At 32.6% G+C, this 20,399-nt stretch carries 25 protein-coding genes; 23 read left to right on the top strand and 2 right to left on the bottom strand.

What is annotated here, in order from left to right:
• Positions 1–10 precede the first annotated feature (10 nt).
• From JK636_RS20040 to JK636_RS19945, 20 genes are all read left to right on the top strand, one after another.
• Positions 11–1,063 (top strand): protein-glutamate methylesterase/protein-glutamine glutaminase, encoded by a 1,053-nt coding sequence (locus JK636_RS20040; protein ID WP_202750761.1) that lies wholly within the window; start codon positions 11–13, stop codon positions 1,061–1,063.
• Positions 1,064–1,074: 11 nt separating this feature from the next.
• Complete coding sequence (locus tag JK636_RS20035; RefSeq protein WP_202750760.1) at positions 1,075–1,842, top strand: CheR family methyltransferase; 768 nt, start codon at positions 1,075–1,077, stop codon at positions 1,840–1,842.
• 32 nt (positions 1,843–1,874) lie between these two features.
• A complete protein-coding gene (locus tag JK636_RS20030) occupies positions 1,875–3,902 on the top strand; it encodes a chemotaxis protein CheA (RefSeq protein WP_202750759.1) in 2,028 nt (675 codons plus the stop codon).
• Positions 3,903–3,912: 10 nt separating this feature from the next.
• A complete protein-coding gene (locus JK636_RS20025; protein ID WP_202750758.1) occupies positions 3,913–4,512 on the top strand; it encodes a chemotaxis protein CheC in 600 nt (199 codons plus the stop codon).
• A 27-nt stretch (positions 4,513–4,539) separates the two neighbouring features.
• Positions 4,540–4,899, top strand: coding sequence for a response regulator (locus JK636_RS20020; RefSeq protein ID WP_202750757.1), 360 nt, complete (start codon positions 4,540–4,542; stop codon positions 4,897–4,899).
• Between the two features lie 12 nt (positions 4,900–4,911).
• Positions 4,912–5,313, top strand: coding sequence for a chemotaxis protein CheW (locus JK636_RS20015; protein ID WP_202750756.1), 402 nt, complete (start codon positions 4,912–4,914; stop codon positions 5,311–5,313).
• Between the two features lie 20 nt (positions 5,314–5,333).
• Positions 5,334–6,329, top strand: coding sequence for a flagellar motor switch protein FliM (fliM, locus tag JK636_RS20010; RefSeq protein WP_202750755.1), 996 nt, complete (start codon positions 5,334–5,336; stop codon positions 6,327–6,329).
• Positions 6,322–7,455: a flagellar motor switch phosphatase FliY gene (fliY, locus tag JK636_RS20005; protein ID WP_202750754.1), complete on the top strand. Its 1,134-nt coding sequence runs from the start codon at positions 6,322–6,324 to the stop codon at positions 7,453–7,455. Before fliM ends, fliY begins: the two co-directional genes overlap by 8 nt.
• A gap of 126 nt (positions 7,456–7,581) precedes the next feature.
• Positions 7,582–7,857 (top strand): flagellar biosynthesis anti-sigma factor FlgM, encoded by a 276-nt coding sequence (locus tag JK636_RS20000; protein WP_202750753.1) that lies wholly within the window; start codon positions 7,582–7,584, stop codon positions 7,855–7,857.
• A 2-nt stretch (positions 7,858–7,859) separates the two neighbouring features.
• Positions 7,860–8,270: a flagellar protein FlgN gene (locus tag JK636_RS19995; RefSeq protein ID WP_202750752.1), complete on the top strand. Its 411-nt coding sequence runs from the start codon at positions 7,860–7,862 to the stop codon at positions 8,268–8,270.
• A gap of 19 nt (positions 8,271–8,289) precedes the next feature.
• Complete coding sequence (gene flgK / locus JK636_RS19990; protein WP_202750751.1) at positions 8,290–10,233, top strand: flagellar hook-associated protein FlgK; 1,944 nt, start codon at positions 8,290–8,292, stop codon at positions 10,231–10,233.
• A 26-nt stretch (positions 10,234–10,259) separates the two neighbouring features.
• Positions 10,260–11,234: a flagellar hook-associated protein FlgL gene (flgL, locus tag JK636_RS19985; RefSeq protein WP_202750750.1), complete on the top strand. Its 975-nt coding sequence runs from the start codon at positions 10,260–10,262 to the stop codon at positions 11,232–11,234.
• Positions 11,235–11,349: 115 nt separating this feature from the next.
• Complete coding sequence (gene fliW / locus JK636_RS19980; protein ID WP_202750749.1) at positions 11,350–11,799, top strand: flagellar assembly protein FliW; 450 nt, start codon at positions 11,350–11,352, stop codon at positions 11,797–11,799.
• A gap of 69 nt (positions 11,800–11,868) precedes the next feature.
• Complete coding sequence (gene csrA, locus JK636_RS19975) at positions 11,869–12,084, top strand: carbon storage regulator CsrA (protein ID WP_202750748.1); 216 nt, start codon at positions 11,869–11,871, stop codon at positions 12,082–12,084.
• 20 nt (positions 12,085–12,104) lie between these two features.
• The gene (locus JK636_RS19970; RefSeq protein WP_202750747.1) at positions 12,105–12,473 is read left to right on the top strand and encodes a flagellar protein FlaG; all 369 of its coding nucleotides are present in this window, start codon (positions 12,105–12,107) and stop codon (positions 12,471–12,473) included.
• Positions 12,474–12,487: 14 nt separating this feature from the next.
• Complete coding sequence (locus JK636_RS19965; RefSeq protein WP_202750746.1) at positions 12,488–12,757, top strand: hypothetical protein; 270 nt, start codon at positions 12,488–12,490, stop codon at positions 12,755–12,757.
• 13 nt (positions 12,758–12,770) lie between these two features.
• Positions 12,771–13,157 carry a flagellar export chaperone FliS gene (gene fliS / locus JK636_RS19960; protein WP_202750745.1) on the top strand — a complete coding sequence of 129 codons (387 nt, stop codon included), beginning with the start codon at positions 12,771–12,773 and terminating at the stop codon, positions 13,155–13,157.
• Positions 13,158–13,183: 26 nt separating this feature from the next.
• Positions 13,184–14,839: a flagellar filament capping protein FliD gene (fliD, locus tag JK636_RS19955; RefSeq protein WP_202750744.1), complete on the top strand. Its 1,656-nt coding sequence runs from the start codon at positions 13,184–13,186 to the stop codon at positions 14,837–14,839.
• A 6-nt stretch (positions 14,840–14,845) separates the two neighbouring features.
• Complete coding sequence (locus tag JK636_RS19950) at positions 14,846–15,187, top strand: flagellar protein FliT (protein ID WP_202750743.1); 342 nt, start codon at positions 14,846–14,848, stop codon at positions 15,185–15,187.
• A 183-nt stretch (positions 15,188–15,370) separates the two neighbouring features.
• Entirely contained in the window at positions 15,371–16,786 is a 1,416-nt protein-coding gene (locus JK636_RS19945) for a flagellin N-terminal helical domain-containing protein (protein ID WP_202750742.1), read from the top strand.
• 358 nt (positions 16,787–17,144) lie between these two features.
• On the opposite strand, the gene JK636_RS19940 is transcribed toward JK636_RS19945, so the two are convergent.
• The gene (locus JK636_RS19940; RefSeq protein ID WP_274601629.1) at positions 17,145–17,393 is read right to left on the bottom strand and encodes a hypothetical protein; all 249 of its coding nucleotides are present in this window, start codon (positions 17,391–17,393) and stop codon (positions 17,145–17,147) included.
• Positions 17,394–17,451: 58 nt separating this feature from the next.
• Complete coding sequence (locus tag JK636_RS19935; protein ID WP_202750740.1) at positions 17,452–17,631, bottom strand: hypothetical protein; 180 nt, start codon at positions 17,629–17,631, stop codon at positions 17,452–17,454.
• 289 nt (positions 17,632–17,920) lie between these two features.
• On the opposite strand from JK636_RS19935, the gene JK636_RS19930 reads away from it, so the two are divergent.
• From JK636_RS19930 to JK636_RS19920, 3 genes are all read left to right on the top strand, one after another.
• Positions 17,921–18,100, top strand: a complete 180-nt coding sequence (locus JK636_RS19930; protein WP_202750739.1) for a putative motility protein — start codon at positions 17,921–17,923, stop codon at positions 18,098–18,100.
• Between the two features lie 750 nt (positions 18,101–18,850).
• Positions 18,851–18,985, top strand: a complete 135-nt coding sequence (locus JK636_RS23720) for a carbon storage regulator (RefSeq protein WP_338025812.1) — start codon at positions 18,851–18,853, stop codon at positions 18,983–18,985.
• A gap of 344 nt (positions 18,986–19,329) precedes the next feature.
• Positions 19,330–20,193 carry a flagellin N-terminal helical domain-containing protein gene (locus JK636_RS19920; RefSeq protein ID WP_202750738.1) on the top strand — a complete coding sequence of 288 codons (864 nt, stop codon included), beginning with the start codon at positions 19,330–19,332 and terminating at the stop codon, positions 20,191–20,193.
• Positions 20,194–20,399 lie beyond the last annotated feature (206 nt).

Here is a 20,399-nt window from a genome sequence, read left to right as displayed (position 1 = left end):
AGTGATATTCTTGAAAGATATTAAAGTTTTAGTAGTAGATGATTCAGCTTTGATGAGAAAAATTATCTCAGATATGATAAATTCTAGTGAAAATATGGAAGTGTTAGATATCGCTCGAAATGGCCAAGATATGCTTAATAAATTATCTAGACTTAAGCCAGATGTAATAACCTTAGATGTAGAAATGCCTGTAATGGATGGTATTACAGCGTTAAGAGAAATGAAAAAAAATAAGTTAAATATCCCTGTAATTATGATTTCAAGCGTTTCACAAAGCGGAACAGCTCTTACTATGGAGTGTCTTGAAGCCGGAGCTTTTGATTTTATTCCAAAACCATCTGGTTCTATATCTTTAGATATTGATAAGGTTAAAGATGAACTATTGTTAAAGATAAAAACAGCCTGCGAAAAAGTGAATGTCAAAAGTACGTTTAAGACTAGTGCAGCTAGAGTCGAAAAAAGTGTAGATGTAAGCACTAAAAGTAATTTAACTGGAAAAATTGAAGCTGTGGTTATAGGTGCTTCAACTGGAGGCCCAAAAGCACTATATTCTGTTATAACTGCTTTGCCGGAAAAGCTTGGTGTACCTGTGTTTATAGTTCAACATATGCCTGTTGGCTTTACTAAAGCCTTTGCAGATAGATTAAATCTGAACAGCTCGATTAAGGTAGTAGAGGCCTCAGAAGGAGAATCTGTGGAGAAGGATGTTGTATATATAGCACCAGGAGGTCTTCATATGGAGGTTCATGCAGATAGAAAAATACATTTAAATACAGAACCTACTTTATGGGGTGTAAGACCAGCGGTTGATAAGTTGTTTATTTCTGCTTCAAAAGTATATTCTTCTCATTTGTTAAGTATAGTACTTACTGGAATGGGAAAAGATGGGGCCCAGGGCACTGTGGAAATAAAGAAAAATGGCGGGATAACTGTAGCAGAAGACAAATCTACATGTACAATATATGGTATGCCTAAAGCAGCTTACGAAACAGGAATGGTAGATATGGTGGTATCACTTGATAATGTAGCTGGACAAATAATAAGAATTGTTTCAGGAAGATAACAGGAGGGCTTATGGACTTAGCATATTTCGAGCAATGGGTATTAAAAGAATTTAATATTAACTTGTCAGCATATAAATCCAATCAGCTGCATAGAAGAATTTTAAGTTTGATGTCAAGAGTTGGAGTGAATTCAGTTGATGAATATATTGCTCTTCTAAAAAAAGATGGTGCTCAGCGTCAAAAGTTTCTAGATTTTATTACAATAAATGTAAGTGAATTTTTTAGAAATCCTGAAATTTTTGATGAATTAAAAGAGAAGGTAAAAACTGAGCTCCTACCTAATAACAAAAATTTAAAAATATGGAGTGCTGCTTGTTCTATTGGGGCAGAACCATATTCATTGGCCATGATAATGGATAGTCTTTATACCGCCGGACGACACAGGATTTTAGCAACAGATATCGATACAACTATACTAGATAGAGCTAGAGCTGGAGAATATGTATATTCTGAAGTTAAGAATGTAAAAAAAGATTATTTAGACAAGTATTTTAAAGTTAATGGAGATAAATATATAGTAGATTCAAGAATAAGAAATATGGTAAACTTTAAAAAGCACGATCTTATACTTGAAGCCTATGAAAAAGATTTTGATTTGATAGTTTGTAGAAATGTGGTAATTTATTTTAATCAAGATGTAAAAGATGAAATATATAAAAAGTTTAGTGCCTCACTAAAACGAGGAGGACTTTTATTTGTAGGAGCCACAGAAAGTATTTATAATTATAGGGACTATGGTCTCGATAAAGCTTCTACATTTATATATAAGAAGCTATAAAGTACGATTGCAAAATCAAAGGAGGTTAACAAATGGATACATCACAATATCTTTCAATGTTTTTAGAAGAATCTATGGATAATCTTCAGAGTTTGAATGAATCCTTGCTTCAGCTTGAACAAGAGCCTGATAATATAGACAAGCTTAACGAAATATTCAGAGTAGCCCACACCATAAAAGGAATGGCAGCTACTATGGGTTTTAATGCTATGGCTGAACTCACTCATAAGATGGAAGATGTTTTATCAAAGTTTAGAAATGGTGAAATTAAGGTTACTCAAAAGGTTGTAACAGTTCTTTTTGAGTGTTTGGATACTCTAGAAGTAATGGTAAATAATATAACTGAAGGAAGTTCAGAACAAGTGGCTATAGAAGGAATAATTAACAGTCTTGAATCCTTATCTAAAGGAGAAGCTGCTGAAGAGCCTGTAATGCAATCTATTCCTAATAAAGAAATTTCAAAAGAGGAAAGTAATAAGCCAAGTATTCAGCTTAATGAGTATGATATAAATATAGTAAAACAAGCATCCTATAAGGGCTTTAATGCTTATGAAATTGAAATAAACTTAAGTAAAAATACGCTTCTAAAATCTGCAAGAGCTTTCTTGATTTTTAAGAGCCTTGAGGATAGCGGGGAAATAATAAAATCTATTCCAAGTGCTGAGGATATTGAGAGCGAAAACTTTGAATTCGAAATGTCTCTTATTTATGTATCTAACAAGAATAGTGATGAAATATATGAGAATTTAATAGGGATCTCAGAAGTAGAAAAAGTAGAAATCAAGCAGTTAAATTCAATGGAAATGCAAGGTAGAACTGTTGAGCAGCCAGTAAGTGATAAAATAGTTAACACTGCTGCAAAATCAAAAGAAATCACTGCTAAAGAACAATCGCCAAAGGAAGTTCAAAAAGAAAATGCTGCTCATAAAAAGGCACATCAGTCTGTAAGAGTTGACCTTGAAAGATTAGATAACTTTATGAATATGGTTTCTGAGCTTGTAATTCATAGAACAAGACTTGAACAAATTGGCAGCACTCTAAGAATGGCAGAATTAAATGAAACTCTCGAGCAAGTAGCAAGAACTACTTCTGATCTTCAAGATTTAGTTATGAAAATTAGAATGATGCCTTTAGATGTTGTATTTAATAGATTCCCTAGAATGGTAAGAGATTTATCAGTTGAACTTAAAAAGGATATAGAACTTATTGTTCAAGGACAAGAAACAGAGCTTGACCGAACCGTTATTGATGAAATTGGAGAACCTTTAATTCACCTTATAAGAAACGCTGCAGACCATGGTATTGAAGGTAGAGAAGAAAGAATCCAAAAGGGTAAAGACCCTGTAGGGAAAATAAAATTAATTGCTTATCAAGAAGGAACAAAAGCAGTTATAAAGGTTGAAGATGACGGTAAAGGCTTAGATGTAGAAAAAATAAAAGCAAAAGCTGAAAGAATTGGAATAAGTACAGAAGGAATGTCAGATTCTGATATAAGAAATCTTATATTCGTTCAAGGCTTCAGTACGAATGAAGTGGTTACAGACATTTCCGGAAGAGGAGTTGGAATGGATGTTGTAAAAACTAAAATTTCTGCTCTTGGCGGTACTGTAGATGTTATTAGTGAAATTGACAAAGGCACATCATTTATTATAAGATTACCATTGACGCTTCAAATAATTCAAGCTCTGCTTGTTAAGGTTGGAAGTGAAACTATGGCTATATCACTTGGATATATAGACAGAGTTATCGACTATAAAGATGACTTAGTAAAAAAGACAAACAATAAAGAAGTAATAATATATAATGGAAATGTTATACCTCTTATTAGAGTAAATAAAAAGCTTGAAATTGAAACTTCAGAAAATGGGAAAAACTATATAGTTATTGTAAAGGTTGGAGAAAAAGTTGTAGGGCTTTTGGTAGACTCATTGTTTGGACAAAAAGAAATAGTTATTAAGCCTCTTGGAAAAACTCTTCAGGGTCTGAAAGAATATATAGGAGCAACAATATTAGGTGACGGACTTGTTACATTAATACTTGATGTTGCAGCACTTATTTAGGGGGAACAGTATGGAATATTTGAAGTATAATGCTATACAGCTTGATGCATTAAGAGAAGTTGGCAATATTGGTGCAGGTAATGCTGCTACAGCACTTTCCCAGCTTATTAATAAAAAAGTTGATATGAGTGTTCCTAATATAAATATTGTACCCTTCGAAACAATTTTTTCTAGAATTGGCGGAGAAGAATTAGTCATTGGAGTAATAGTTAGAGTTTTAGGAGATACTCCTGGAAATATATTATTTATCTTTGAAAAAGAGGGTGCTCTTAATTTAATAGAAACTCTTACAGGACAGAGGGAAGATAATATTAGTGACATGGGAAATTCAGTGCTATGCGAGATTGGAAATATTATTTCAAGCTCATTCATGAACTCCATAGCGCGCTTTACAAATCTTCTAATTATGCCATCAGTTCCAGCAGTCAGCTATGATATGCTTGGAGCAATACTTTCTACCACATTTATCGAGTCAGGACAGTTTGATGACTCTGTACTTGATATAGAGACAGAGTTTTTAGAATCAGACTCTAGTATAAATGGTCACTTTTATTATATACCTATGCCTGGTTCACTTGATAAAATATTAAATGCACTTGGAGTAAACTAAACTTAAGGAATACAAGGAGGATACAAAATGTCAAAAGTTTTAATTGTTGATGATGCTGCTTTTATGAGAATGATGATAAAGGATATATTGGAAAAGAATGGATTTGAAGTGGTTGGTGAAGCAAATAATGGAATAAAGGCTGTGGAAATCTATAAAAAGGAAAAGCCGGATGTAGTTACTATGGATATAACTATGCCTGACATGGATGGAATTGAAGCTGTTAAGGAAATAAGATCTTTTGATCCTGGCGCAAAGATAATAATGTGTAGTGCTATGGGACAGCAAACAATGGTTATGGATGCTATAAGAGCAGGAGCCAGAGACTTTATTGTTAAACCTTTCCAGCCAGATAGAGTTTTAGAAGCTATCAGAAAAGTCATCGGATAGGGGGAGTTTTAAATGCAGGTTGTTGTATTTAGACTGGGTGATGAGCAGTTTGCAGTAGAGACTGCAAAGGTTCAAAGCATTAATGATAACATGGGAATAACAAAGGTTCCAAAATCGCCAAACCATATAAAAGGATTGATAAACCTAAGAGGAAATATTATTTCTCTTCTAGATATAAATTTATTACTTGATATAGAAAGAAGCGAATCAGGTCAAAATAATATAATAATACTTGAAATGGAAGATGAACTAGTTGGAATTACTGTTGATCAGGTTGATGAAGTATTAGATATAGACGAAAATATAATAGAAAAGATAGAGTCTGATAGAAAAAAATCTTTTTTAAAGGGAGTAATAAATTTTAAAGATAGAATTGTAACTCTAATTGATATAGATAAGCTTCTATCAAATTAGATTAGAAATGAGGGGAAACTATGGCAGAAGTATTATCTCAAAACGAAATAGATGCTCTCCTATCTGCCTTATCCTCTGGTGAGTTAAAACCAGAAGAGCTTCCTAAGGAGGAAGAAAAGCAAAAAATTAAGCCTTATGACTTCAAAAGTCCTCAAAAGTTTTCTAAAGAACACATAAGGACTTTAGAACTCATACACGATAATTATGCAAGAATTATATCTAATTATCTAACTGCGCAGGTACGAAGCAATGTTAAAGTTAAAATAGAATCTGTTGAACAGATAACCTATGAAGAATTTATACATTCTGTACCCAATCCTACTATACTTACAGTTTTTAAAATGCCCCCATTAAATGGTTCTATTTTATTTGAAACAAATCCGCAATTTGTATTTCAAATCATAGATGTATTACTTGGAGGTACTGGGACTGGAAAGTATAAAATGAGAGAGTTTACAGATATAGATAAAAACATCATTAGGCATGTAAACAAAGGACTTATTGGTAATATGAAGCTTGCATGGGAGGATGTCATGTCTGTAGAACCTGAAATAGAGGGACTTGAAACAAACCCCGCTCTAAATCAGACTATGGCTCCTACAGAACCGGTAGCTCTTATTACTTTGTCTGTAGAGATGAACAAAAGCAACACTTTTATACATGTTTGCATACCTTATCTAAGTATAGAAAAGGTACTTGATAAATTAGTTGTACAATACTGGTTCCAGGAAAATAATGAAGAACTATTAAAGGAATCTAGAGATAAGCTTAAGAATAGATTAAATATAGTTAAAGTTTCAATTACAGCTATTCTAGGAAGTACAAATATTACTATTGATGACTTTTTAAGACTTAACGTAGGGGATGTAATACCCTTAGATAATAAGAGCAGCAGTCCTGTAAAGTTAATGGTTGAAGATAAGTCTTATTACTATGGTAAGCCTGGAATAGTTGGCAAAAATCTTGGAATTGAAATACTGGATATTATAGATAAGGATGTGGAAAATTATGAGTAACGGGTTTCTTTCACAGGAAGAAATAGACTCTTTATTAAATGGAGGAGGCTTAAGCCCTGAACCACCACAGGAAGAAATCCTTTCAGATATAGAAAAGGACCTTCTTGGTGAAATAGGGAATATTTCAATGGGTTCAGCTTCTACTGCCCTCTCTCAAATAATAAATCAACAAGTTAATATTACCACACCTGTGGTAAGTGTTACGACGCTAAAAACGTTAAAAGATAGCTTTCAAGTTCCTAATATAGCACTTGAAGTAAAATATATAAGTGGAATCAGCGGTGAAAATCTATTAGTTATGAAAATCGCTGATGCTGCAATTATTGCTAATCTTATGATGGGTGGAGACGGTAAAGTAGACTCCCACGAGCTATCTGAAATTGAAGAAAGTGCTGTTTCAGAAGCTATGAACCAGATGATAGGTTCTGCAGCAACTTCAATGGCAACAATGTTTGCAAGAGAAGTAAATATTTCTCCTCCAAACTCAAAAATATGGAACGACAGTACAACACAGCTTACAGATAAAATTGATGAAAATGAAGATATAATACAAGTATCTTTTAGACTTAATATAGGAGATTTGGTTGACAGTACTATTATGCAGATTCTCCCTGTGATTACTGCTAAAAAAATAGTGTCTATTATGATGGGAACAGAAACTCAACAAGTTGAGCAGCCAAAGCCTATAGAGCAAAAAATAGAACCTCAAGTCAGACAAAGCTATGAAATTTCTGAGCCTGTACAAGCACAAAACTATAGTGAGCCAGCTCAAGCAAGATACACAGAGCAGCCACAGCAGCCGCCAGTAGAAGTTAACAAAGCTTCTTTTCAACCTTTAAGGGAATCTGGTTCAGCATCTATGCCGAGAAATATTGATTTAATATTGGATGTGCCGCTTGAGGTTTCTGTAGTTCTTGGAAGAACTAAAAAAAGCATTAAAGATATCTTAAATCTTGGAACAGGTTCTTTAATTGAACTTGATAAGCTGGCTGAAGAACCAGTAGAAATACTGGTCAATGGCAAAATAGTAGCTTATGGCGAAGTTATTGTCGTAGACGAAAACTTTGGAGTTAGATTAACAAGTATTGTAAGCAATGCTGAAAGAGTAAAAAGTTTATCTCAATAGATTTAAAAGAAATAAAGTAAAGTGCTTTATTTCTTTTTATTTTGCTATAAATATTTTTTTGTTTTGTACGATAATTAAAGTAAATAATAATAAGAGATAGAAAAAACGCTTAGGGGAGAGATAATTATGAGAATAAATGGTGCTCAACCAAATAAAATAATTAATTTATATAATGGGAATAAAAAAGTTACAGATAAAGCTTCAGTAAAGAGTAATAAGGATTCTATTGAAATATCATCTTTAGGCAAGAGCCTAAGTTCAATCTCAACTGAAGACAGTTTTGGCAATTCAAGTGAAAAAGTTGATAGAATAAAGAAAGAAATTTCTCAGGGAACATATAAAGCAGATTCGAAACTAACAGCTAATAAAATGATTGATATTATGAAAAAGAGAGGGATCTAACCTTGGAAAAGGAATTAAAGGAGATAGTAGTAAATGAAATAGAGGCTGTAGAAAATTTATTAGAAGCTTTAGAAAAGCAGCACAGCTGTTTAGTAAAAAGTGATGCAATAACCATAGAAAACTGCACATCAGAAATAGATAAGTGCAATAAAAACATTGCCGCATGGGAAATGAAAAGAAGAGAGCTTACTCAAGGCAGAGCTATGAGTGAGATTATAAATATGATAAATGATAATGAGCTTTATGAAAATTACAGAAAGATAAAAAGACTTTTAGAGGAAGTAAAGGTTCAGAAGGATACAAACGAACTTTTAATAAAGCAGGGGTTAGGTTTTACTAATAGAGTAATAAATATTTTAAACCCTTCAAGAACTCCAAAAACTTATAATTCCTATGGCAAAGTATCAAAATAGAATTTAATGAGGTGAGCAAATGTCGGGTTTATTTTCAATTTTACATGTAGGAACTAGAGGAATGGCCGCACAGCAGAGTGCAATCAACGTTACTTCTCATAATATATCTAATGCTAATACAGAAGGCTATTCGAGACAAAGAGCAAAGATAGAGACTACCAGACCATTTGGTATGCCAAGTATGAATAATGCGGCTGAGCCAGGTCAAATCGGAACAGGTTCTCAGGTAGCAGCAATTGAACGGGTAAGAGATAGTTTTCTTGATTATCAGGTAAGAGTTGAAAACAGCAAATATGGACAGTTTTCAGCAAGAGATAAATTTTTAAGTGAGGTTGAAAGTATTTTTAATGAGCCAGGAGATACAGGAGTATCCAGTCTTATAGGAAAATTTTTTGATTCCTGGCAGACACTTTCTAATAGTCCCCAAACCTCCAATACGAGAACTGTAGTGATTCAGCAGGCAGCAGCTCTTGCAGATGCTCTAAATCATACTGCAGGTCAGCTTCAAAAACTAAAGGAAAATACGCAGTCTGTTATTAAGGATACAGTTTTTGAAGCTAATGATATATTAAATCAAATTGATACATTAAATCAGCAGATAATTGGTGTAAAAGTGGCAGGTGAAATGCCAAATGATTTAATGGATAGAAGAGATCAGCTTTTAGATACATTAAGTACAAAGTTCAATATAAATATAGACAAAAGGAATTTTGAGGGAAATGACGTTAAACCAGTCGACTTAATATCCAGCGACTCAACACAAAATTCAAGCTTAATAAAATCTGAAAATAATACAGATGTAAGAAGATTATCTTATGTAGATAGTATAGTTCCACAAAAAGATGCAAGCGGCAATGTAAAAAAAGATGCAAGTGGGAATACACTTTATGACATAACTTATTATAAACTTGGTGATAAAACCAGCGTGTCTAATTCTGCAACAATAAGCGGCGTTGCATTAACACAAGATCAATTTAAACAAATTGACGAGAATAGAGTAATATGGGGAGATAATACAGGAACAGCCGTTACAGCAAATGGAACTGATTTTTCACAATTTGTACTGTTTAAACCTTCAGATGGTGAGTTAAAGGGATATATGTCAGTACAAGAAGATATTGATAATTACATGGGACAGCTAAATAAAGTAGCCAAGTCCTTAGCATTAGCTGTAAACTCACTTCAAAGCGGTGTGAAAGATATAAGTGATGCAAATGCTGCAGCCAACAAGGTTAAAGATGTGAATGGAAATTTAATTGATGGATATGACTATACACCTTTCTTTGTTAACTCTGACGTTGCAAATGCAAACTATACTACTCAAGGCAGTAAAACTGTGTTATACAATTATAGCGATCCTACAACAGTAGATAAATTGAAAAATGTATTATCAGCTGAAGAAGATATAACAGCAGCAAATATATCTGTAAACAAACAGCTTATAGATGACGTTATGCTTTTGAAAACAAGAACTAATGATGATAACTATGCTTTAGCTACTAGTAATACTGAAGATGGTAATAAGGACGGCAGCAGAGCATTAGCTATTGCACAACTTAGAGACAAGCTAATGAATATACAGAATATAGGATATGATAATGGAGTAGATACAATAAATTCAAGAGCTGATTTATTTAATGCAGCAAAGGGAAATAACGATATTACAAAAAGTAATGGCCTTGTAGAGTTTAAAAGCAGCTCAAGCGGAATGAAAATAGATAATTATTTTAAGGATGTTATAGACAGGCTTGGTGTTCAGGAAGGCGAAGCAAAGAGAGTGGTGAAAAATCAACAGACACTACTTTCAAGCTTTCAACAGACTAAAGAATCTGTCTCGGGAGTTTCAGTTGATGAAGAAATGGCAAACTTAATTCAATATCAACATGCTTATCAAGCAAATGCCAAAATTATTTCTACTGTAGACGAACTTCTAGATGTAGTTATAAATGGTTTAAAAAGATAATAATTAATAAATATTGAGGTGAAAAAATGCGTGTTACAAATAAAATGCTGTCAAATAGTTTTTTAACAGATATGAGATCCAATCTTGAGAATATGCAGACTCTTCAGCAGCAGATGACATCAGGAAAGGAAATAAGAAAACCTTCGGATGACCCAGCAAGAGTTGCAAGAGCAATGCAGCTTCACACTGATATAAATGCAAACAACCAATATAAAACTAATATTAATGATACAATAAACTGGCTTGATACAACAGATGCTGCATTAGGACAAGCAGGAAATGTGCTCCAAAAGGTTAGAGAGCTTCTTGTATCTGCCGGAAATGCTGCTTATGGATCCAGTGAAAGAACATCAATTAAGGATGAAATAAATCAAAGGATAGATCAGTTTGCTCAAATTATGAATACAAATTTTGATGGAAGCTATATTTTTGGTGGAAGCAGAGCTAGTGATAAGCCAATGTCTACTAAGAAGGCAGGCAACAATACAGAACTTCAATATGATAATGCAGCGGACAGCTTAGGAAATCCAAATCCAACTGAAATTGCAAAACTAGATAAAAAGCTTTTTGTAGAAATATCACAGGGTGTAACTATGGATTATAACGTTACTTCAGGGGAAATTGTTCAATTCAGACCAGAAAATACTACTGATGATAAAGCGGATAATTTAATAGATTTGTTTAAAAATATAGTTAATCACTTGGATAATGCAGCTGATACTTCTAAGCTTTCAAATGGAGATTTATCTGATGTCACTGATGCAATAAACAATCTTTTAAAGGTTCGTTCACAAGTAGGTGCAAAACAGAACAGAATGGACAGCGCGAAGGATAAAAACGAAGATGAAACAGCTAATTTAACAAGTATTTTATCAAGAACAGAAGATATAGATATAACTGAAAAAACAATGCAGTATGCTACACTTCAAACGGTATACATGGCATCACTTCAAACTAGTGCAAAAGTGCTTCAGCCAACACTGCTGGACTATCTAAGATAGTCCCATAAGGAGGTAAAAGTCCTAAATGGACTTTTACGAGCAATCAGCGAGCAATCAGCGAGCAGAGCGAGTAATCTTTGATTGCTCAGTGCTTCCGACTACAAGGAGGAATATAATGAAGCTTAATACAAAATATCATGGTGTAAAAGAATATAAAGAAGAAGATGTAATAACCTTTAAAAAAGGTCTGCCGGGCTTTGAAGAATTAAAAAGATATATACTTTTTCCAGCGGAAGAGAATGAACTGTTTAATATACTTCATTCTATTGAGAATGAAGAATTAGGACTAATAGTAATCTCACCCTTTGAGTTAGTAAAGGATTATGAATTTAAACTGAATGACGAAAAACTTAAGGAACTTAAAATAATATCACCTGAGGAAGTTATGGTATTAAACACCGTCACCTTAAGTTCAAATATAGAACATATAACTACAAACCTAAAAGCTCCAATTATAATTAATATAAAAGAGAGACTAGGGGAACAAATAATACTAGATAATGAAATGTATAAGATAAAGCATCCTTTGCTAAAAAAGGAGGTTAAAGCCCTTAATGGGCTTTAACGGGCAGACTAGCAATGGGAATGAGCGCGTTAAGGCGGCCCCGTGAATCCGACTGGAGGGAGGATTTGTATGTTAGTTATAACTAGAAAAAAAGGTGAGTCAATTTTAATCGGTGATAATATAGAAATAACAGTAGTTAAGGTTGATGATGGCTCTGTTAAGCTTTCTATAGCTGCACCTAAAAATATTACAATACTTAGAAAAGAGCTTTACAAGGACGTAACTGAAGAAAACAAAAATGCTGCTCATTTTGACAGCTCAATATTAAAAAATATTAAAAGATAAATACGGGGGGACAGCTTAATATGGAAGTTAGAGTTACTAGTCAGGGAAGACAAGGAGCTTTAGATACAAATATAAACTTAAATAATGGGGTGCAAAATAATAGTACAAATACTGCAGGAAATATAAATAACATCGATAATAAGGATATAGACAATAAAAAGATAACTGAAAAGGATTTAAAAAAAGCTGTAGATAAGCTCAACAAATTCCTTGAAGATAATAAAACTCATGCTGAATATCAGTTTCACGATAAGTTCACAAACGATTTAATGGTTAAAATAGTGGATGACAACGGTAAGGTAGTTCAGGAAATACCTCCAAAGAAAATTCTTGATATGGTTGCAAAGATGTGTGAAATTGTTGGAGTGATTTTTGACAAAAAGGCATAAAAGGAGGGCAGTCTATGGAGTATATATTAAATAAAATAGATACTGACCTTCGCCAAAAAATAAATGATGCCGCCAAGGAAGGCCTAATACATGGCACTAAAAACATTGAGATAAACAAGGACAAGCAGAAAGAAAAAAAGGATTATAATCCTGAAAGATATGATAATCATAAGAAAATTATTGTGGATGCTGTTAAAGCTGAAAAGATTGAGATAGATGCTACTAATGAGAATGTAGAATACGATGAAGCTTCAAAGGGCGTTTATCTTGATACCAAAAAATAGAGGAGGCAAAACTATGCAAAGCAGTAATGCTTATAACGTTTATAAAAATAACAGTGTAAATTATGCTTCAAGAGAACAGCTTCTTCTAATGCTTCTTGACGGAGCAGTGAAGTTTTCTAAAATGGGAAGACAAGCTATTTTAGACAAAGACGTTAAAAATGCACATGAAAATATTGTAAAAACTCAAAATATTTTTTATGAGCTTATGGTAACTTTAGATGTCTCTAAAGGTGGAGAATGGGCTCAGCAGTTAATGAATGTCTATGACTTTATAGTAAGAAGACTAGTTGATGCTAATCTTAAAAAGGACATTGATATAATGAATGAGATTATTCCTTTAATAGAGGACGTTAGAGATACTTGGAGCGAAGCTTACAAGGTATCTAAAAACGCAAAATAACAATTTATATTTAGGTGGTGAATTTTATGAGTGATGTATCGGGTACTCCCAGCGGAATGACTGGTGCTGGTGGTGGAAATTTATTAAGAATTACTGGTATGGCAACAGGTCTTGACGTAGATGCTATGGTTAAAAAGATGATGGCTGCAGAGCAGACCAAGATGGATAAAATTAAACAAGACCGTCAAACAGTAGCTTGGAGACAAGAGGCTTACCAAGATATTATAAAGGATTTAAAAGATCTTCAAAGCAGTTTCCTTGATTCTAGTTCTTCTGATAAAAATATTTTGTCTTCATCAAGCTTTTCACCTTTTGATGTAAATGGTGTAAATGGGGCAATTGCAAATATTTCAGCCAGCGCAGGAGCTGTTCCAGGAAATTATACTATTAATGTTACAGGTATCGCGCAAGGAGCTGGAGTAATCAATCAATTAGATTCTGGAATTAGTTTAAGTACAAAACTTACTGATAAAAATCCTAGTTTAGTAGGAGTACTAAACCTTAATCTGACTGTAAATGGAAATGCTCTTAAAATAAAGATTGATAACTCAAGCGGAAGTATGACATTAAATGACTTGATTACTACAATTAATAATCAAGGTTCTGGTACAGTTAAAGCTTCTTTTAACGAACTTTCTGGCAAATTTACTTTGCAGTCAGTGAAAACCGGTCAATCAGCCAAAATGCAAATATCAAGTGATTCAACTTCTGATTTAACTGACTTTCTTAAAATAAACCCTTTAGATATCGGGGTAGATAAGATAGGCTCTAATGCTAATTTTACTTTACAAGTTCCGGGGGATGCTACTGTCTATCCGGTAAATGATAAGGAAAGTAATAACTTTTCCTTAAATGGTGTTAACTACAGTCTGCAGGGGCCAGGGTCAAGTACTGTTTCTATAAGTCAAAATTCACAAAAGGTATTTGATAAAATTAAAGGTTTCATAGATAAATATAATGCTATAGTAGATAAAATTCAGACAAAAATCACTGAGAAAAAGAATTATGATTATAAGCCCTTAACAGATACTCAAAAGAGCCAGATGAAAGAGGCTGACATCACAGCTTGGGAAAGTAAAGCAAAGGCTGGAATATTAAGAAATGATGAAAATCTTCAAAAGATTCTTCAAGATCTTAAGGAATCTTTTTCAACCGCAGTAACAAATTCAGGGCTTTCTTTCGGGAAATATGGCTCAAATAGTATAGGACTTAATTTTTCAGATGAATATAGCAAACCAGCACACATAGATATTATTGATGAAGGCAAGCTGAAGAGTGCCATTTCTCTAAATAGCGCTCAAGTACAAAAAATGTTTACTAATGTGTCATCAACGACTTTTGATGGAAGTTATGATTCTTCGAAAACGACTTATAGAGAAGATGGTATTTTTACGAGAGTAAAAAAGATACTTGAGTCCAATGTTGGTCTTACCAACGTTATTTCAAATAAGAATATACTTACAAAGTATGCAAATTATCAAGATGATTTTTCTTATTTTGGAGGTGGAGGAACCAATACTCTTCCAGACCAATTGTACCAAAAGGATAAATTGATAAAATCCATGACTGATGCGCTTGCCAAGAAGCAGGAAAGCTATTATCAAAAGTTTTCTAAACTAGAAACTGCTATGAATCAGCTAAATAGTCAGCAATCTTGGCTGACTCAGCAGCTTGGAGGTTAAAATTAATTGAAAGAGTATGAGGTTATATTTGAGCAATATAAGGTTATGTCAATTAAAATATTAGAAAGCTTGATAAAGGAAGATTATGATATTTTATCACAGCTTTTAGGTGACAGAGAGTTACTCATAGAGAAAATGAAAGAATTAAACCTTGATACTACAGATTTTAAGAATCAAGCTGTAAAATACGGTATTATTGAGAACGAAGCTAAAATCAAGTTATTAATGATTCAAAAAATGGATGATATAAAACTAAAACTTCATAAACTTGAACTCGGAGAGAAGGCTAATAAGTTTTATAATAAAAGCTTTTATGACAACAATAAAGTATTTAGTAAAAAGGTGTAGAATCTTAAAATATTTTTTAAAAAGGGTATAAAGTAATTAAAATAATTGACGATTATATCAATATACAGTAATTAAACTGGCCAGGTTTAATACAGTAAGTAATGATAGTAAGCTCAAAGAGCTTGACTATAAATAAAAATGGACAAGGATGTCCAAAAACAAAATTCAAGGAGGAATTTTATTATGATAATCAATCACAATTTAGCAGCAAATAATGCTATCAGATTTATGAACTCTAACTCAGCAAATGCAAGTAAGTCAATGCAAAAACTTTCTTCTGGTCTTAGAATTAATAGCGCATCAGATGATGCTGCAGGATTAGCTATATCTGAAAAAATGAGAGGACAAATCAGAGGTCTTGATCAAGCTTCAAGTAATTCTCAAGATGCTATATCATTAATAGGAACAGCTGAAGGTGCTTTAAATGAAACTCACTCTATTCTTCAAAGAATGAGAGAATTATCAGTTCAAGCAGCTACTGATACTAATACTGCAACTGATAGATCAGAAATACAAAAAGAAGTAACTCAATTAACTTCAGAAATTGATAGAATTGCAAATACAACAGAATTCAATACAAAGAAATTATTAACTGGTTCTATCGGTGTAAGCACTACTGATGGAGCAAATATAACTCAACTTGCATCAACTGCAGATACAAAAGCTGGAACATTATCATTTACTGCAAATGGTACAATGGCTAAAGCAGCGAGTGGTGACTTAGTTCTTACTGCAGGTGTAACAACTGCATCCGCTGCAGGTACTTTAAACATTACAGCAAATGGTAAAACTTATAATGTTGGATTTAGTGCTGGCCAATCAATGACAGACATTGCTAAAAATATTAGCAGTGTAGTTGATGGATATACTGCTACATTTGATGCTGCAAATCACAAAATTAGTTTTACTTCTAATGTTGCAGATGCAGATCAGACATTAACAGTTGCAGAAGCAACAGCAACAACATTGGATGGAACAATAGATTTGTCAAGCATCGCAGCTAATGGTATAGATACAGCTAATGCAGTAAATGGTGTTAAGAGTGCAAATGCTAGTGGATTAGTATCTGCTGGATCAACTTTCTCATACCAAGGAAACGAAGTTACAGTAACATCTGGTAACTTTACTGGATTAAAGTTTACACTTGCAGCTGATGCTGGAAGTACAACTACTGCATCAGTTAGTGGAAAGTCAATAACTGTAAATCAATCATTAACATTCCAAATAGGTGCTAACAAAGATCAAAACTTAAGTTTAGCAATAAATGCTATGGATTCACAAAACTTAGGTGTTTCAGCTATTGATGTTACAACTCAATCAGGAGCAAATAATGCAATTGAATTAGTAAATAATGCAATTGAATCTGTTTCATCTGAAAGATCTAAACTTGGTGCTTACCAAAATAGATTAGAGCACACAATAGCTAACTTAGGAACATCAAGTGAGAACTTAACATCATCTGAATCAAGAATTAGAGACGTTGATATGGCTAAAGAAATGTCAGCATTCTCAAAGAACAATATTCTTGCTCAGGCTGCTCAAGCTATGCTTGCGCAAGCAAACCAACAACCTCAACAAGTTCTTCAGTTATTAAGATAATTTTAGAACAATATAAGAAGAGTCAGGGCAGTGATGTTCTGGCTCTTTTCTTAAACTTTTTTAATTAGTTTTCAATTCGCGATCGTCTAATCTTATCTACTACACTCCAGTAACTTCTATTCAAAGTGGTTGCTATATCTTTGCTACTAACTCCTGATTTCTTTAATTGAACTAACAAATTTACTTCTTGGCTTGAATATGAGGTATCATTGGGATGAAGTGTTGATAATACAGATTGAATATTATTTAGTTCTAACTGTTTTTGCTTTGCAATTAGTTTTTCCTGAATATTAATCTTATAAGTCATACAAGAAATTTCTTTTACTGTTGGTGAGACTAAATCTATAAATTTTATAATCTAATTTTGCTTGTTTAATTCTAATATATAATGTTTTCCATCAGGTCTGTTTTTAAGTTTGAATTCTATGTTAAAAGTATTTTTTATATGTTCTAGTAGAATAATATTTTCTTCTTTAGAAAAGCTTAATGAATAGAGGGAAGTTCTTGGGAATAGATATTTAACCTTATTCTTTCTAGTTGTAGAATCAATTACTAAGTTTCCATCATCCATATAAAAACAAGCCAGTCCTATAGGATGATTAAGCAACTTGACATTTTGTTAAGTAATAGTTTTTATTTTATTTATATAGAAAATACTATAAAGTTCAGTAAATATATGATAGCTTGGAGAGCATAGCTTTCCGCATTCTATAATCAACTTGTTTATCACATCCATGTTCTCTATAATAAGCATTTTTACTTCTGCCATAAAGAGCAAGGTTGCCATCACCTAATATACTTACTAATAAAATATTCATTTCAACTTGTGTTAGATTATTTTTCATATTCTTTTCCTTTTACATATTTTCATTAGCATTAGTAATAAAAAGGTGCTGTATTCAAAACAATATCTTGCAATCATTATAAACATCAACTAATTAACTAATATGCTAAGCTAGCAAGTACTTGAGTAGTAACTTATTTTTTGAAGATATGTTATTTATACTACAAAAATTATGTTATAATATTTTTATAGATGAAGAAGAAGCTTTAAAAGCTTAGGAATTATATATAAACATGTAAGAAAATAACACTATTTTAGAATATATTGTTTTTATAAATGGAGGTTTAAACGTGGATATTGCAGCATTGTCTATGATATTGAGTCAATCAAAGGTTCAGCAATCAGCTGGTTTAGCAATAACTAAGCTGGCAATGGATACAAGCAAAGAGATTTCGTTACAAATGACTAAGATGATAAGTAATATGTCAGTTGATCCTAATCTTGGTCAGCACTTGGATGTAAGGGTATAATTATAAATGAATGGAAAAATCCTAGAGTAAGCATCAGTAGTTGGAATTATGGCTGCTGGTGCTTTTTTCTATCCTTCAGCATCAGTGAAGCTTGGAAGTACTTCCTAAGCGCACTGCCCGTTTATATCATGACTTTGGGCAGCATAAGTTGATATAAATAATAATATAGCGGCTTGAAATCTTTATTTGTAAGCCTTTAAGCAATTACAGACATATCTGTTTAATTGTTATGATGTAAATTTATTTATGATAAGATTGTAGTCTCTAAAGATTATGTAACAACTTTGTAAGTACATTAACTTAGATTATTGAACGGTTTATCTATAAATATTACAATATTACTTAATTACAATATTTATAGTATATATAATAGTTAGTTTGTATTTTCTATAAAAGGATTAAAATTAATAAGTATATATACATTTAAAAAAGTGTAATATTGTAATAATTAAAAGTCATTTTAATGATTATAATAAAAAGATATTAATATATGAAAGCTACAGGACTTCAAGAGAAAGAAATATTAGAAATAAGAAATAAGCAGAGCCTCATAAAATTTCTTCTAAAGTTATTTTTGTCTACTCGACAATATAAATAGAAATCAAAATAATAAAAAACCAAGGATGATTATCTACATCACCTCAGGAAGAGGTGATGAGTAGTATTAATCATCCCTTTTTTATTTTTCTCTTCAAGGAGGTTGAATTAAGTATGCTTGTATTGGGAATAAAACCTGGTGAGTAATTAGTTATTGACAAAAGAATAATTGTAAAAGTTGCAAGAAGTGAGAATGGAGAGTTAAGACTAGCTATCAATACACCAAAGGATGTGGAAATACTTAGAGGAGAAATTTATGAAAGTAATAATAGTAAAAGAGCCATATAAATGTTTAACAAGTAAACAGTATTATAAATCAATGAAGAAGTTAACTAGAAAAATAGATATCGCGATATCATGATAAGAAGATAAGAAGTTATCTCGGTGAGGAAAAACAGAAAATATAATTAGTCATGGAGGAGTTAATTACTAGTTTAATCTGGCAGATGGTCAGCAAAGGCAATGCTTGCGTAGGCAAACAGTCTGCCTTAGGGTGTTCTTCAGTTATTAAGATAAAAAATTAAGTGTTGGAGCAGTGCTTCGACTCTTTTTTATAAAAAATGTTAAAGTTTTGTTTTATGTGCACGATAATTAACTTATAATAGAGATAAAAACGATGGAGTTGGTAATAGATGAGATTATATCATAACTTGGCATCGCAGAATATTTATAATGAGCAGTCAAAAATTCTTCAAAAACAAAGTAAGGCTCTTTCTAGAATTTCTTCTGGTTTAAAGGTAAATAGTGCTAAAGATAATCCAGATGCTTTAGCGCAAAGTGAAAGGATTAGGATGCAGATACGCGGAGTTCAAATGGCCAGCCGTAATACTCAAGACGGGGTAAGTATGCTGCAAACTGCAGAGGGGGCACTGGGAAACATTAATGAGTACTTAGGTAGAATAAGGGAATTGACTGTGCAGGCTGGAAGTGGTGCTAATAGTCCTGAAGATAAAAAAACAATAAAGACTGAAATAGACCAAATGCTTAAGGGCATAAACGATGCTGCAAATAATATGGAGTTTAATGGTGTTAAGCTTTTAGCTCATGATATGGACCCTGTTAACGAGGCTGCTAATGAGTTATCTATGTCTGTGGGTGCTAATAAAGACGAAGTTGTTAAAATACCTATGTGTGATTTAAGAATTGACAACTTATCAGATAAAAGCGGAAATTTATTAAAGAATATAGATGTTACAGCTCCTGGCGGGGTTGATAATGCTCTAAAGGTAATTGACGGAGTAATTGATAATGTACTCTCAATAAACAGCAAATATGGAGCTATTGAAAACAGATTAGACAGCAGCTTTAATGATTTAAATGAAATTAGCGATAGAATGGAAGGAGCAGACAGCAGCCTTCGTGATGCAGATATTGCTGAAGAAATGATGGAGTTTTCAAAAGATAATATACTTGCAGAGGCAGGAACTGCATTAATGGCTCAAACAAACAAATTACCGCAGGATATACTTAAAATATTAGAGAATATGAGAAGATAGTAAAAATATTAAAATACTGATATTAGACTTGGATAATTCCAAGTCTTTTTTTGTCTTCTTTATTATAGTTTAGCAAATTTATGAAACTTTTATATACTGATAGCAGGAAATGGTTGCCCACAAACAGTTTATCGTAATTGGCATATTAAACAAATTTTAGTATAAAAAAATTGTCGTAAATGCATAATAGTAAAAAAATAAGTGTA

The sequence above is a fragment of the Clostridium rhizosphaerae genome (genome assembly GCF_016765585.1).
Taxonomy (GTDB): Bacteria; Bacillota; Clostridia; order Clostridiales; family Clostridiaceae; genus Clostridium_AT; species Clostridium_AT rhizosphaerae.
Note: the sequence above shows the minus strand (reverse complement) of the source record. Positions and strands in the feature narration are given on the sequence as shown.